This is a genomic window from Bradyrhizobium roseum, assembly GCF_030413175.1.
GTDB lineage: Bacteria > Pseudomonadota > Alphaproteobacteria > Rhizobiales > Xanthobacteraceae > Bradyrhizobium > Bradyrhizobium roseum.
In genome coordinates this window covers 3,008,465-3,020,993 of the sequence record NZ_CP129212.1, presented here as the reverse complement: position 1 = coordinate 3,020,993, position 12,529 = coordinate 3,008,465, and the positions used below count along the sequence as shown (strand labels likewise).

Below are 12,529 nucleotides of genomic sequence, written 5' to 3'. Positions count from 1 at the left end.
GCGCCGCGAACATAATGACGCCGCGTCCATTGCGCCAGACGCCTCACGCCACGACCCTGCGCAGGAACGTGCGCTCTTCGGCGAGGATGAACCGGTTCTCCTCGGCAAAACTAAAATTGGCCCTGCCCTCGCTGTCGGCGCGCAGCCGCGCGCGATAGCTTTCATAGGCGGCGAGACTCTCGAACGAGATCAGCGCGAACGCGATGTTGTTGGTGCCCTCATGCGGCATCCAGTAGCCGATCAGGTCGCCGCCGCATTTCGGGATGATGGTAAGCCAGTTTTTCGAATACTGCTCGAACTGGGCGCGCTTGAACGGATCGATCTGGTAGCGGATGAAAACGGTGATGGTCATTGTTGAGCTCCGGTATTTGCAGCCGTGAGAATGCCCGCTTGTCTGTCGTCAATGCTTCGGTTACCATCGAACCATGAAAGCAGGTCCCGATATCGCTATGGTCGCGTCGCTGGTCGGCGACCCCGCGCGCGCCAACATGCTGACCGCGCTGATGACCGGCCGCGCGCTGACCGCGAGCGAACTGGCGCAACAGGCCGGCATCACGCCGCAGACCGCGAGTTCGCATCTGTCGAAGCTCGAGGCCGGCGGCCTGATCGAGCCGGAAAAGCAGGGCCGGCACCGCTACTACCGCCTCACTGGTTCGGATGTCGCCCATGTGCTCGAAGGCCTCGCAGGCCTCGCCGAGCGCGCCGGCCACACCCGCGTGCGCACCGGGCCGAAAGAGCCTGCGCTGCGGCGGGCGCGGATCTGCTACGATCATCTCGCCGGAGACCTCGGCGTGCAGATGCTCGACAGCCTGCGCACGCAGCGGCTGGTGAGGCAAACCAAACAGTCGATCGAACTTACCGGCGAGGGCAAACGCTTCATGGCCGAGGCGCTGCAGATCGACACGGAAGCGCTGGCCCATCCGCGACGGCCGGTCTGCAAGGCCTGTCTAGACTGGAGCGAACGCCGCCACCACCTCGCCGGCACGCTGGGCGCCGCCGTCATGAGCCGTTTCACCGAATTGAACTGGGCGGCGCGCGACTCCGCGGCGGGCAGCCGCGTGGTCAATTTCACCCGCACCGGCGAAAAACGCTTTGCCGCGCTGTTCGGAGGCCAGCCGGCTTAACCGAAATGAACCAATCCGGCGGCAGCTCAGACTAATTCGATTGGTGTGCTCAGCGGCTCGGCCGTAGCCCCGATATGACGATCACGGCATTCATGTTCCATTCAGCTGCCGCGAATAGGTTCGGAACCGCGCCGCCCTTGCGGCTGAAAACGGGAGAAATCATGAAGTACCTTTTCGCAGCAATTTTGGCCCTGGGCACCGTTGCCAGCTTCAGCGCGGCGGAAGCGGCACAAGGATGCGGCCCCGGCTGGGCACGCGGCCCCTATGGCAAATGCCGACCCATCGGCAGGGCTGTCGTGGTTCGTCCGGCCCCGGTCGTCGTCGCACCGCCTGTCGTGGTCGTGCGCCCCGGCCGCGTGTGCCCCTACGGCACCGTGTGGCGCTATGGACGCTGCCGCGCTTACTGATTTTTCTAGGTCACGACAAAAGCCCCGCTCGCGCGGGGCTTTTTTCATTCCTTCGGGATGGTCACGGCCGAAGTCTCACCAGTAACGACGACGCCAGTAGCGGCGGCGCCAACGACGGCGGCGATGCCAGCCCCAGTGCCGGCGACGAAAGCGGCGGCGGCGCCAGCCCCCATGCCGGCGACGAAAGCCCCAGCGCCCTCGGCCCCAGCCGCGATGACGGCCGCGGCCCCAGCGCACTTCTTCCGGCGTGAGGCGATCGGCCTCCTCGCCTGACGTAACGGCGGGCCGGGCATCCGGATTGACGGGCAGCTTGGCGTCGTCGGCGAGCGGCGCTGGCATCAGCGGTGCGGCCTGCGCGCTCGCTGCGAGCGCGATGCCCCCCGCGGCGAATCCAAAAGCGAGTTTCAGAAAATGGCGGCGTTCCATCACATCTCCTCCTCCGTCTGCTGTGCGTGAGGAGATGAGTTTCGAGTTGACGGGATGAATGCGCGATGAACTGTGCGTTCATCTTGGTTGCGAGGGACGCCGATCGGGAATTATTTCGCCGGCTGACGCGGTGCAGCTGAGCAATTATCGCGACTGCGCCTTTTTTGCATCGCGCATGCTGGCAACGATCGGGCTCCGCTGCGCGAGCGACGTCGCGCAGCCTGCTTCGTTCGGAGCGATGGCGTCAAGCGGCGAGTTCTTCCGCCAGCACCAGCACCTCGCGCGTCCGCGTCACATCCGGCCAGTCGCGGTTGAAGTCGTCGACCAGACGCTTCATCTCCGGCCCTCCGGTCGCGCGCTCGAGCGCCGCCTTGTCGGTAAACTGATACATCGCATGGTGCAGCGACGGATCGGTGGCGCTCCAGTAGCGCCATGCCTTCACGGCGCCGAACGATTTCATCGCATCGGGCAGATGCTCGCGCGAATACCAGGTGCCGAAGGCCTCGCGCTTGGCGGGATCGGTGACGGTGGCGCGGACGACGAAGACGGCTGCTGGCATGTTTCTCTCCCCAAGATTGTTTCTTGTATGGCGGGCCCGCTGTGTTCGGTCCACCATGCACATTATTCAAACTATCACATGCTCCGTGATATCAAGGGCGCGTGCAATGCGTTATTAGAGGTGCCACCCATGTCTGCCCGCCATCGCTCCGCCCTGATCGCCGCGCTCGGCCTCCTGACCGCAACCATGTCCGCAATGGCGCAAGACATGGTTATGCCGCGCGAGCCGCAGGTCGGGCCGCGGCCTTTCCATCTGGTCGACAAGATGAAGGACGGGCCGCTGAAGCAACAGCTCAGCCAGTGCACCGGGCCGTTTCGCAAGACCGATTTTTCGATCGGCCACCGCGGCGCCGCCCTGGAATTTCCCGAACACACGAAAGAGTCCTACGTAGCAGCGGCCCGGATGGGCGCCGGCATCATCGAATGCGACGTCACGTTCACAAGAGACCGCGAACTGGTCTGTCGGCATTCACAATGCGACCTGCACACCACGACCAACATTTTGACCGTGCCGGAGCTTGCTGCCAAATGCTCACAGGCGTTCAGCCCCGCCGATGCCGCGTCGGCAAAATGTTGCACGTCCGACATCACCCTTGCCGAGTTCCGCCGGCTCACCGCCAAGATGGACGGATTCAACGCCGATGCGAGGACGCCGGAGGAATACCAGAACGGCACGCCGCGCTGGCGCACCGATCTCTACGCCAATTCCGGCACGCTGATGACGCATGATGAAAGCATCGCGCTGATCAGAAGCCTCGGCGCCAAGTTCACGCCGGAGCTGAAGGCGCCCGAAGTGCCGATGCCGTTCGACGGCGATTACACCCAGCAGAAGTACGCGTCGCAGATGCTGGACGCCTACAAGAAGGCCGGCATTCCGCCCTCCGACGTGTTCGCGCAAAGCTTCAATCTTGCCGACGTGCTCTACTGGGTGAAGACCGAGCCGGAATTCGCCAAACACGCGGTCTATCTCGAAGAGCGCTACGAGAAGCAGGGCCTCGATCCCGGCAAGCCCGAGACCTGGAAACCCTCGATGGCGGAGTTGAAGGCGCAGGGCGTCGCGATCCTTGGCCCACCGATCTGGACCATGCTGACGCTGAACGACAAAGGAGAAATCGTGCCGTCCGAATACGCCAAGGCGGCGAAGGCAGCCGGCCTCGATCTGATCGGCTGGTCGCTGGAGCGCGACGGCCCGCTGCACAAAGGCGGTGGTTTCTATCACAAATCGATCAGATCGGCCATCGATCGCGACGGCGATACGCTGACGGTGCTGGATGTGCTGGCAAAGCAGGTCGGAATCCGCGCCATGTTCTCGGACTGGCCGGCCACGACGACGTTCTATGCGAGTTGCATGGGGATGAAGTGAGAGGAATCGTCGGGTGGGTTAGCCGAAGCGTAACCCGCCAGCCGAACGTGCGGATATAGAGAAGTCGGTGGGTTACGCTGCGCTAACCCACCCACCGTCACCGGAAACCCGCCGCGAGCGCCACGACCTGCCCGTCGAGGCCGGCAAACCCGTGGTGGCCGGCTGCCTGGCAAGGATCGCCCTCGTCTGCGCCGCCGGTCAGCCAACTGACCCGCGCCCGACCGGCGGACCATTTGATGAAGGGATCGACACCGGCCGGCAACGTGACCTTGCAGCCGTCCTGGCGATGATGGATGACGAGCGTGCGCGGCAGCGCGGACGATGAGCCCAGGATCGACATCACGTTGCTGCCGCTACCGGAGTCCGGGCTGAGAAATCCCGAGGTGAGCACCAGCGCATCGGGCCGCACGCCGCGCGCAATGCCTTCCGCGGCGCGGAGCGTGCCGCGGCTGGTGCCGACCACCGTCACCGGCCGCTTGATCGCTGCCATGTAATCCACAGCGTTCTTCAGGTCGGTCCCGGCGTCTGCGACCAGCACCGCGAGTCCCCGCGCGGCATAAGCGTGCCGCGTCCGAACCAACTGGTTGCCGCGCAGACCGTTGATATCGCCATTGTCGCCGGCCCGGATGGCGCCGTCGCCACCCGGCAGCAGGATCACGCTGCCGCGCGCCGCCTTGGGTTTGATCAGCACCGCGCGCGAGCCGCCGATGGTGACGGTCTCGTCGGCCAAGGCGGGGGTGAGAGTGAAGGCGACGAGAATCGCCGCAACCAGCAACAGCGACTTTCTCATGGGGCAACCTCGCTTTCAGCTTATCTGGTGATCGCCACCTTACATCAATTTCAAGGGCGCATCGCCTACCACACGGAGATCGATCCGACCGATCAGATTCGAACGGAGCGCCTCGGCGGCGCTGATGGCGTCCGTCGTCTGTCGCAGCGTACTGACATTCGAGCCAAGCGATACGATGCCGCCCAGCACCGCGGCGATCGAACCGAGAGCCACGGCCTGATTGGCGCCAAGCAGACCGAGCAGGGTCACCAGCAGCAATGCGAAACCGCCAGCGATAACCGCCTTGGAAACCAGGATGATCTTCCGGCAGCGCTCCGCGACTTCGGCGAGCCTCTCGAGCCGCTCCTCGATCAGCGAGATGTCGTCGGTCGGGTCGTCCTCAGCCAGTACATTCAAGATCGAACACCAAGTGCGGCTCGTAAGATCGGTTGCGCCAACGGAGCCGGCCCAAGGCTGGCCCCGTTGGCTCTGCCCATCCTACACGTCGATCCCCCTTTCGCGCTAGGCCGGCTCCAGGCCGAGCGCCTGCGCGGTTTCGATCCAGGTCGGCAATTCGCGCTGGTACAGCGCATTGCTTTCCTTGAAGCCGATTGCCGGTTCCAGCGCAAAAGTGCGGAGAACTTCCTTCACCTTGGGATCGCTGTTGGCCGCCACGCAGAGTTCGGACAGCCGATCGACGATCGGCTGCGGTGTCGCCTTCGGCACAGCCCAGCCGGAGAATCCGCTCAGGGTAAAAAATTTCGAGGTCGCACCTTGTTCGGGCAGGGTCTTGATCTCTGGGATCGCGTCGACCTTCTTCGAATGCACCGCGAACACGACGGCCTTGTCGCCCTGCAGGACGGTTTGTGCGGCCGTGTAGCTGCCCATCGCAACATCGAGCGTACCGTCCAGCAATCCCGTCCACATCGGTGCTTCGCCGCGGTAGTGGATCGGCTCGATCTTGAGGCCGTACTGCTTGTTGAGTTCATTGATGGTCATGTGCGGGGCCGAACCCGCGCTATAGGTGCCGAAGTTCACCTGGCCCTTCTTGCGCGCGAAAGCGACGAAATCTTCCAGCGTCTTGACCCCCGACGCCAGGCTCGCGCACAGCAGCAGTCCGGCGCCCGGAATGACGCTGACGAGCGTCAGATCCTTGTCCATGTCGTAGCCGGGATTCTTGATCATCACCCGGTTCATCACATAGGTGGTGGAGATGGAGCACAGGATCGTATGGCCATCCGGCTCCGCGCGCGCAACGTCCGCCGCGCCGATCGAACCTGAAGCGCCCGCCTTGTTTTCGTTGACCACGGTCTTTCCCACCTGCCGGGTGATGAAATCGCCGAACGCGCGCGCGAGCAAATCGGTCTGCCCGCCGGCCGGGTAGCTGCACACCATCCGGATATTGCGCGACGGCCATGCGGCTTGCGCCGAGGCCCCGCGCAACAGGAACGGCGTCGCAACGGCCGCCGAACCGGCGGCAATGAAGTGACGGCGATTGACTTTCATGGACATGATTCTCTCCCTATTTTTCAGGGAGCGTAGCGCATCGTCTCGCGACTGTTACAAACAAAGAGCGGGACAGATTGGCGCATCGATCAAAATTCGTGCACGCCAGCCACAGCTCCTCGGGCGTGCAGTTAACGCTTCTGCAACCATGTATCCCGCGCAAGGCGAATATATGCGACGCGCCGCATCCCAATGAAACACGAGGACGCTTCTGCGCGTCGCCCCCCGCACCTCGACGCGCAATCCGGTTTCCGTCGACGGCTCAGTTGGCCCTGCGATTCAGGAATACCGGGACGTCGAGCACCTTATCCTCGACCGGGTTGCGGACCAGCGCGGCGCGGCCGAACGGATCGAGGCGCTGTGGCGCCACGGTGCGCGCATGGTCCGCGACCGGCCTTGCCTGTCGTGTCGGGATCAGCGACGGCGCGCTGACATACTGTTGCGGCGGTGCGCGGTCGGGAACGCGGCGCCGATCGTTGCTGAGCCGGCCGGCGAGGTCCGTCAGCGAGCTTTCCGCCGGCTGCTTCTCGCGCGTGGCGGCCAGATTGTCGATGCCGGTCGCCACCACGGAAACGCGGACCACGCCGTCGAGACTGGCGTCGAAGGTGGCGCCGACGATGATGTTGGCGTCCGGATCGGCCTCGTCGCGGATCCGGGTCGCGGCTTCGTCGACCTCGAACAGCGTCAGATCTCTGCCGCCGGTGATGGAGACGATCAGGCCGCTGGCGCGCTTGATGGAGGGATCCTCGATCAGCGGATTGGAAATCGCGGCCACCGCGGCGTTGAGCACGCGCTTCGGACCGGAAGCCTCGCCCCTGCCCATCATCGCCTTGCCCTTCTCGCGCATCACCGAAAGGACGTCGGCGAAATCGAGATTGATCAGGCCTTCCTTGACGATGAGGTCGGAGATGCAGGCCACGCCCGAATAGAGCACCTGGTCCGCCATGGCGAACGCGTCCGCAAACGAGGTCTTCTCGTTGGCGACGCGAAACAGGTTCTGGTTCGGGATGATCAGAAGCGTGTCGACTTCCTTCAGCAGGTCAGCGATCCCTGCCTCGGCATAGCGCATGCGGCGCTGGCCCTCGAACTGAAACGGTTTTGTGACGACACCGATGGTGAGAATGCCGAGCTCGCGCGCGGCCCTGGCGATGACGGGGGCTGCGCCGGTGCCCGTGCCGCCGCCCATGCCGGCAGTGATGAACGCCATGTGGGCGCCGGCCAGTTGATCGCGGACCACCTCGATGGCCTCTTCCGCCGCCGCGCGGCCGATATCGGGCTGCGCGCCGGCGCCGAGGCCGCCCGTCACCTGCACGCCCATCTGGATGACGCGCCCGGCTTTCGAACTGGTCAGCGCCTGGGCATCGGTGTTGGCGACGAGGAACTCGACGCCCTCGAGCCCGGCCTCGATCATGTTGTTGACGGCGTTGCCGCCGGCGCCGCCGACGCCACAGACGACGATGCGCGCCTTCAGTTCGCGAATACCGGTGATGTCCGTCATCGTTGCCCCACGATTGCTCCGCCGCGCGGCGGATGAGAAGACTGGGAAAGCTTACCTACGCGCCGCCTTGCGGTCGGATTCCACCAACGTCGCGGCGAGTTGCCCCAACCGGCGTTCCGTATTGTCGATCGAGCTGTCGGTGCGGGCGCGGGCGCGCAGGAAGGCGATCTCGCCTTCAAGCCGCGCCACCGTCTCCCGCGCGGACGTGACTTCGTATCTTGACTGCAGCAGCTCGGTCACCAGCCGGTCGGCGCGCTCGCGTTCGCGCTCGAAGTCGGCGCGATGACCCGCCGACATCGCTTCGAGCTGAACATTGTTCGCCCGCAGTGCCGCGATCTGTGCCGTCAACTCGGCGAGTTCGCCTGCCTGGCGACGGCCGGGCGGATGCGGCGTGTGTCTGATCTGGGTGAGGTCGACGCTCACCAGCGCCTTGCCGTCTTCCGACCGCGAGCGTGGCAACTGGAGCCGTCGGGCCAGCGAACGGGCTGCCGCCGCCGAAATGTTCAAACGGGCGCCCAGGGCGCCGTAGGTCAGATTCTCTACGCACATCGGCTGTTCTCCTCGAACGAACCGGCGGTAACCCGCTATTTTCACTGGCAATGACGACAGGTCGGCAATGACCACAGGCTAGGCCGGCATGGTTAACGGGCGGTTAACGGCCGATGGTGGGCCGCCGCTTCGGCCATGCGGCGGACCCGAGAAGGCCACGGCGACGCCATTCTTGGGTGGTAACCAAGTGAGGTGAAGACCGGCCCGAGATCAACGGGTTGCTATATATTTTAAGTAGTACTTTCAAAGGTGTGAGGACGATGGACGAAGAGCTTGTCGACATGCACCGCTTCCTGGCCGAGCACCACCGCAAGCTCGCCCGGGAAGCCGCACTCGATGTCGTAACGCAGTATCACGCTGATCTCGCGCAGCGATTGGCCGACGAAGCCGCGCTGATCGGACGACGCGCCTCGATCGCGCAGCGTCTGCGCGAAGGCGAACAGCGCAAGAAGGAAGAATTGCGGGAGAAGGCCGCCGCGGGGCCGTAGTCCCCAACGCTGATGCAGGGGCGTCGGCGAATACGATTTCGTGCCGCTGCTGGAAGCGAATCAAGCTTCGCAGGATGCCTTACCCGTCATGCGCTTACCTCAACCGCAAGATGCCTGCCCCAAGGTCGACCCGCCAGCGCCATCAGTCCGCCTCTAACCAGCCCGAATTGCTTTTGAAGCTGCAAAGCGCCGCAGGTCCCGGGGCTCGGGGATACGGCGATTTTTTAATTGATTGCTTCGGGGGAAGCGGCGATGAAGCAAACCGTCATATGGCTGGCATTGGCGCTGTTGTTCGCGATTGGCATCACCCTCTCGTTCACCGCCGATTCATTCGGACCGGCGGCCACGGCCGAGACGCCCGTGCCAGCGCCAGCGACCCACATGGAGGCGATGCAGCCCGTCTTCGCTGCGAGCGTGAAACCGGCCGAGCCGGATGTCCCCGTGGCGATGCTCGATGACGTGCCGCCCAGGCCTGCCGCACCGCCGGCTGCCAAAGCCGAGACACCGGCGCGCTGGCTTGTCGAAGCCGGCACATCGCCCTCGCCGCGCACCGCCGATGCGCTGATCGCGCCCTACCCGATTGCGCCGGCAACGACCGTGGCCATGGCCATGGCCGGCAAACCCGCGCAAGACTCCAAGGCGGAGGTCAAGCCGCCAGAAGCCGCCGCCCGGCCAGCCCGAAAGCCCCAAAACAGCAACGCGCAAATGCCCGCCAAGCGGCGCACGGCCAACGCAAGGGCATGCGGATCGTCAAGCCGATGGACCGATCTGTTGCGGCGATTGAATCTCGCATCGCGCTGCGCGACCAGGCGCTCGGCGGCTTAAGGTCCACCGCGTTGCCGGGTTGCGCTGGTTTCGCAGGGTGGGTTACGGCTTCGCCTAACCCACCCTGCGCACCGTCTACAACGGCAAATTGTCGTGCTTCTTCGCCGGCATCTCGACCTTCTTGTCCCGCAACATCGCCAGCGCGCGGGCGATCCGCTTCCGGGTCGAATGCGGCATGATGACGTCGTCGATGTAGCCGCGCTCGGCGGCGATGAACGGCGACAGGAAACGGTCTTCGTATTCCTTCGTGCGCGCGGCGATCTTCTCCGCGTCGCCGATGTCGGAGCGGAAGATGATTTCCACCGCGCCCTTGGCGCCCATGACAGCGATTTGCGCCGTCGGCCAGGCGTAGTTCATGTCGGCGCCGATTTCCTTGGACGCCATGACGTCGAACGCGCCGCCATAGGCCTTGCGGGTAATGACCGTCACCAGCGGCACCGTGCATTGCGAATAGGCAAACAGCAGCTTTGCGCCGTGCTTGATCAGGCCGCCATATTCCTGCGCGGTGCCCGGCAGGAAGCCCGGCACGTCGACGAAGGTGACGATCGGGATGTTGAAGGCGTCGCAGAAGCGGACGAAGCGCGCGGCTTTCCGTGACGCATCGCTGTCGAGCACGCCGGCCAGCACCATCGGCTGGTTGGCAACGAAGCCGACCGTGCGGCCGGCGATGCGGCCGAAGCCGGTGACGATATTTTTCGCAAACGTCTCGGAGATTTCGAAGAAGTCGCCCTCGTCCACGACCTTGCCGATCAATTCCTTCATGTCGTAGGGCTTGTTCGGGTTGTCAGGGATCAGCGTATCGAGCGACATGTCGACGCGCTCGATGTCGTCAAAGCTCGGCCATTCCGGCACGCCGTCGGTGTTGTTGGACGGCAGGAAGTCGATCAGCCGGCGCATCTGCAGCAGCGTCTCGACGTCGTTCTCGAACGCGCCATCGGCGATCGAGGAGCGCGTGGCGTGCACCGAGGCGCCGCCGAGTTCTTCGGCCGTGACCACCTCGTTGGTGACGGTCTTCACCACGTCGGGGCCGGTGACGAACATGTAGCTGGTGTTCTTCACCATGAAGATGAAGTCGGTCATCGCGGGCGAATAGACGTCGCCGCCGGCGCACGGGCCCATGATGACGGAGATCTGCGGGATCACGCCCGAGGCAATGACGTTGCGGCGGAACACGTAGGAATAGCCCGCCAGCGCGGCCACGCCTTCCTGGATGCGCGCGCCGCCGGCGTCGTAGAGGCCGATGATCGGCGCCCTCGCCTTCATCGCCATGTCCTGCAGCTTTGTGATCTTCAGCGCGTGGGTCTCGGACAACGAGCCGCCGAATACGGTAAAGTCCTTGGCGAAGACGAAGGTCTTGCGGCCGTTCACGGTGCCCCAGCCGGTCACCACGCCGTCGCCCGGCACTTTTGTCTTTTCCATGCCGAATTCGGTCGAGCGGTGCTCGACGAACATGTCGAATTCCTCGAACGAGCCCTTGTCGAGCAGCAGTTCGATACGCTCCCGCGCCGTCAATTTGCCGCGGGCGTGCTGCGCCTCGATGCGCTTTTCGCCGCCGCCGAGCTTGGCGCCGGCGCGCCGTTCTTCGAGGGTATCCAGGATGTCCTTCATGCTGCTTCCGCCCGCCTTTTGGGTAACGATTTGAGGGCCTTCTAACACGGCATTTTCCGGACAGGAAACACCCCTTCCGCCCTCTGGTACCGCCATCCGCCAGGCCCTATATGCCCCTCCTGATCAGGGGAATGGAATGACCGATACGGCCAGCGCCGGAATACCAGGCGCCGTTACCGGGGGCGTGCGCGCCGTGCTTCGGCTCGAAGGATTGGCGCTCTTTATCGGGACGACCTCACTTTATTACATCTGGGACGGCGACTGGCTGGTCTACGCCCTGCTGTTCTTCGTGCCCGATCTGAGCTTTGCGGCCTACCTGTCGGGACCGCGTTTCGGCGCCATGATCTACAACGCCGCCCACAGCTACCTCGCACCAATGGCGATGATGACGACAGGCTTTGGCACCGCCTCGCCGCTCATTCTCTCGCTCGCCATGATCTGGCTGGCCCATATCGGCTTCGACCGCGCGCTCGGCTACGGCCTGAAATACGCCGACGGGTTCGGCTTTACCCATCTGGGACGAATTGGCAAACCGCAGTAGCGAGCCCGTTGCCTACCTGAACTCGACACCGATCTGGGTCGGCTCACGCCACACGACCGCGCAGCGTCGCGCCGTCGATTCCATCTCCATCAGCAGGTTGAAGTGGTCGGGGATGGCGGCAATGTTCGTCGCCTCGATGGCCGCGCCGGTCGACGAAAGGCTGCGGACGGTACAGGTGATATGCTGCTTGGCGAAGCTGATCTTGGCCGCCCGCTTGACCTTGCGGCTGGCGATCTTGCGCTTGTCGTCCTCGACCGGCGCGGCGCTGACTGGCTCGGGCTTCGGCTGGGTGAAGCCGGACTTGATGCGGCCAACGAACTGCACGTCGGTCTGCATGTCGAAATGATTGAGCACCCGGCTTCGGTTCTGGACCGCCGTCAGTTGCAGCGAGCCCAGCATCTGTTCGACCCGCGTTCCGTCGCGTCCGAACGGCAGCAGCATACGATGGCAATCGACCCGCGTGTCGCTGGCATCGATGGTTGAAAAGATCGAATAGACCATGCAGCCGCTGTTGGCGCATTCCTTGGCGACTTCCAGCGTGATCTTCCGCAGCGACATTGGAACGACCTGCTCCATGGTCTTGCCGGCCCAGGCGGCGTTGAACACGTCGGCGATGCTTTCGCCCTGGTAGAGCGCGCGAAACTTGCGCAGCCGGCCCGAGCCCTCGATACCCCACGCCACCAGCTGCTTCGGGTCGTGTAGGCCGGGCGGCGGTTGAAACTCGGTGAAGGCCGGAAAGCGCCGCCCGGCGGCGAGTTGATCCCAATAGGTCGCGAGCGCCAGCTGGCTGGGCGACCTGATCTTCCAGTGCGGTTCGAATTTGAGAGCCATCGTCGAATTCAAAAGCAGGGACCGGACTGAAACTCT

At 64.3% G+C, this 12,529-nt stretch carries 16 protein-coding genes; 6 read left to right on the top strand and 10 right to left on the bottom strand.

Annotated elements, in window-relative coordinates:
* Window positions 1-43: 43 nt before the first annotated feature.
* Window positions 44-352, bottom strand: coding sequence for an NIPSNAP family protein (locus QUH67_RS14315; protein WP_300947329.1), 309 nt, complete (start codon window positions 350-352; stop codon window positions 44-46).
* 73 nt (window positions 353-425) lie between these two features.
* Between QUH67_RS14315 and QUH67_RS14310 the strand changes: the two genes are divergently transcribed.
* Both QUH67_RS14310 and QUH67_RS14305 read left to right on the top strand, forming a co-directional pair.
* Complete coding sequence (locus QUH67_RS14310; RefSeq protein WP_300947328.1) at window positions 426-1,124, top strand: ArsR/SmtB family transcription factor; 699 nt, start codon at window positions 426-428, stop codon at window positions 1,122-1,124.
* 161 nt (window positions 1,125-1,285) lie between these two features.
* Window positions 1,286-1,531 (top strand): GCG_CRPN prefix-to-repeats domain-containing protein, encoded by a 246-nt coding sequence (locus QUH67_RS14305; RefSeq protein ID WP_300947327.1) that lies wholly within the window; start codon window positions 1,286-1,288, stop codon window positions 1,529-1,531.
* Window positions 1,532-1,606: 75 nt separating this feature from the next.
* Here the strand turns inward: QUH67_RS14305 and QUH67_RS14300 are convergent, their stop codons facing one another.
* Window positions 1,607-1,957 carry a twin-arginine translocation signal domain-containing protein gene (locus tag QUH67_RS14300; protein WP_300947326.1) on the bottom strand — a complete coding sequence of 117 codons (351 nt, stop codon included), beginning with the start codon at window positions 1,955-1,957 and terminating at the stop codon, window positions 1,607-1,609.
* Between the two features lie 244 nt (window positions 1,958-2,201).
* Window positions 2,202-2,516 (bottom strand): hypothetical protein, encoded by a 315-nt coding sequence (locus QUH67_RS14295; protein WP_300947325.1) that lies wholly within the window; start codon window positions 2,514-2,516, stop codon window positions 2,202-2,204.
* Window positions 2,517-2,645: 129 nt separating this feature from the next.
* On the opposite strand from QUH67_RS14295, the gene QUH67_RS14290 reads away from it, so the two are divergent.
* Complete coding sequence (locus QUH67_RS14290; RefSeq protein ID WP_407080431.1) at window positions 2,646-3,878, top strand: glycerophosphodiester phosphodiesterase family protein; 1,233 nt, start codon at window positions 2,646-2,648, stop codon at window positions 3,876-3,878.
* 97 nt (window positions 3,879-3,975) lie between these two features.
* Here the strand turns inward: QUH67_RS14290 and QUH67_RS14285 are convergent, their stop codons facing one another.
* The 5 genes from QUH67_RS14285 to QUH67_RS14265 all read right to left on the bottom strand — a co-directional run bounded on the left by QUH67_RS14285 (window position 3,976) and on the right by QUH67_RS14265 (window position 8,275).
* On the bottom strand, window positions 3,976-4,668 hold the full coding sequence (locus QUH67_RS14285; protein ID WP_300947324.1) for an alpha/beta hydrolase: 693 nt from the start codon (window positions 4,666-4,668) through the stop codon (window positions 3,976-3,978).
* A gap of 39 nt (window positions 4,669-4,707) precedes the next feature.
* Entirely contained in the window at window positions 4,708-5,055 is a 348-nt protein-coding gene (locus QUH67_RS14280; protein ID WP_300948043.1) for a hypothetical protein, read from the bottom strand.
* 114 nt (window positions 5,056-5,169) lie between these two features.
* Window positions 5,170-6,159 carry a Bug family tripartite tricarboxylate transporter substrate binding protein gene (locus tag QUH67_RS14275; protein ID WP_300947323.1) on the bottom strand — a complete coding sequence of 330 codons (990 nt, stop codon included), beginning with the start codon at window positions 6,157-6,159 and terminating at the stop codon, window positions 5,170-5,172.
* Between the two features lie 256 nt (window positions 6,160-6,415).
* Entirely contained in the window at window positions 6,416-7,651 is a 1,236-nt protein-coding gene (ftsZ, locus tag QUH67_RS14270; protein WP_320416142.1) for a cell division protein FtsZ, read from the bottom strand.
* 51 nt (window positions 7,652-7,702) lie between these two features.
* A complete protein-coding gene (locus QUH67_RS14265; protein ID WP_300947322.1) occupies window positions 7,703-8,275 on the bottom strand; it encodes a hypothetical protein in 573 nt (190 codons plus the stop codon).
* Window positions 8,276-8,460: 185 nt separating this feature from the next.
* On the opposite strand from QUH67_RS14265, the gene QUH67_RS14260 reads away from it, so the two are divergent.
* Both QUH67_RS14260 and QUH67_RS14255 read left to right on the top strand, forming a co-directional pair.
* Window positions 8,461-8,688, top strand: a complete 228-nt coding sequence (locus tag QUH67_RS14260) for a hypothetical protein (RefSeq protein WP_300947321.1) — start codon at window positions 8,461-8,463, stop codon at window positions 8,686-8,688.
* Between the two features lie 252 nt (window positions 8,689-8,940).
* Window positions 8,941-9,513, top strand: a complete 573-nt coding sequence (locus tag QUH67_RS14255; RefSeq protein ID WP_300947320.1) for a hypothetical protein — start codon at window positions 8,941-8,943, stop codon at window positions 9,511-9,513.
* Between the two features lie 75 nt (window positions 9,514-9,588).
* Here QUH67_RS14255 and QUH67_RS14250 read toward each other — a convergent pair whose 3' ends face one another.
* Window positions 9,589-11,121 (bottom strand): acyl-CoA carboxylase subunit beta, encoded by a 1,533-nt coding sequence (locus tag QUH67_RS14250; RefSeq protein ID WP_300947319.1) that lies wholly within the window; start codon window positions 11,119-11,121, stop codon window positions 9,589-9,591.
* 136 nt (window positions 11,122-11,257) lie between these two features.
* Between QUH67_RS14250 and QUH67_RS14245 the strand changes: the two genes are divergently transcribed.
* On the top strand, window positions 11,258-11,662 hold the full coding sequence (locus tag QUH67_RS14245) for a DUF4260 domain-containing protein (protein WP_300947318.1): 405 nt from the start codon (window positions 11,258-11,260) through the stop codon (window positions 11,660-11,662).
* A 12-nt stretch (window positions 11,663-11,674) separates the two neighbouring features.
* Here the strand turns inward: QUH67_RS14245 and QUH67_RS14240 are convergent, their stop codons facing one another.
* Window positions 11,675-12,493, bottom strand: coding sequence for a PilZ domain-containing protein (locus QUH67_RS14240; protein ID WP_300947317.1), 819 nt, complete (start codon window positions 12,491-12,493; stop codon window positions 11,675-11,677).
* Window positions 12,494-12,529: the final 36 nt, after the last annotated feature.

What these genes read in the sequence shown, in the direction of transcription:
- QUH67_RS14315 (WP_300947329.1), bottom strand. Translation starts at nt 352, where the DNA reads ATGACCATCACCGTTTTCATCCGCTACCAGATCGATCCGTTCAAGCGC.
- QUH67_RS14310 (WP_300947328.1), top strand. Translation starts at nt 426, where the DNA reads ATGAAAGCAGGTCCCGATATCGCTATGGTCGCGTCGCTGGTCGGCGAC.
- QUH67_RS14305 (WP_300947327.1), top strand. Translation starts at nt 1,286, where the DNA reads ATGAAGTACCTTTTCGCAGCAATTTTGGCCCTGGGCACCGTTGCCAGC.
- QUH67_RS14300 (WP_300947326.1), bottom strand. Translation starts at nt 1,957, where the DNA reads ATGGAACGCCGCCATTTTCTGAAACTCGCTTTTGGATTCGCCGCGGGG.
- QUH67_RS14295 (WP_300947325.1), bottom strand. Translation starts at nt 2,516, where the DNA reads ATGCCAGCAGCCGTCTTCGTCGTCCGCGCCACCGTCACCGATCCCGCC.
- QUH67_RS14290 (WP_407080431.1), top strand. Translation starts at nt 2,646, where the DNA reads ATGTCTGCCCGCCATCGCTCCGCCCTGATCGCCGCGCTCGGCCTCCTG.
- QUH67_RS14285 (WP_300947324.1), bottom strand. Translation starts at nt 4,668, where the DNA reads ATGAGAAAGTCGCTGTTGCTGGTTGCGGCGATTCTCGTCGCCTTCACT.
- QUH67_RS14275 (WP_300947323.1), bottom strand. Translation starts at nt 6,159, where the DNA reads ATGTCCATGAAAGTCAATCGCCGTCACTTCATTGCCGCCGGTTCGGCG.
- ftsZ (WP_320416142.1), bottom strand. Translation starts at nt 7,651, where the DNA reads ATGACGGACATCACCGGTATTCGCGAACTGAAGGCGCGCATCGTCGTC.
- QUH67_RS14260 (WP_300947321.1), top strand. Translation starts at nt 8,461, where the DNA reads ATGGACGAAGAGCTTGTCGACATGCACCGCTTCCTGGCCGAGCACCAC.
- QUH67_RS14255 (WP_300947320.1), top strand. Translation starts at nt 8,941, where the DNA reads ATGAAGCAAACCGTCATATGGCTGGCATTGGCGCTGTTGTTCGCGATT.
- QUH67_RS14250 (WP_300947319.1), bottom strand. Translation starts at nt 11,121, where the DNA reads ATGAAGGACATCCTGGATACCCTCGAAGAACGGCGCGCCGGCGCCAAG.
- QUH67_RS14245 (WP_300947318.1), top strand. Translation starts at nt 11,258, where the DNA reads ATGACCGATACGGCCAGCGCCGGAATACCAGGCGCCGTTACCGGGGGC.
- QUH67_RS14240 (WP_300947317.1), bottom strand. Translation starts at nt 12,493, where the DNA reads ATGGCTCTCAAATTCGAACCGCACTGGAAGATCAGGTCGCCCAGCCAG.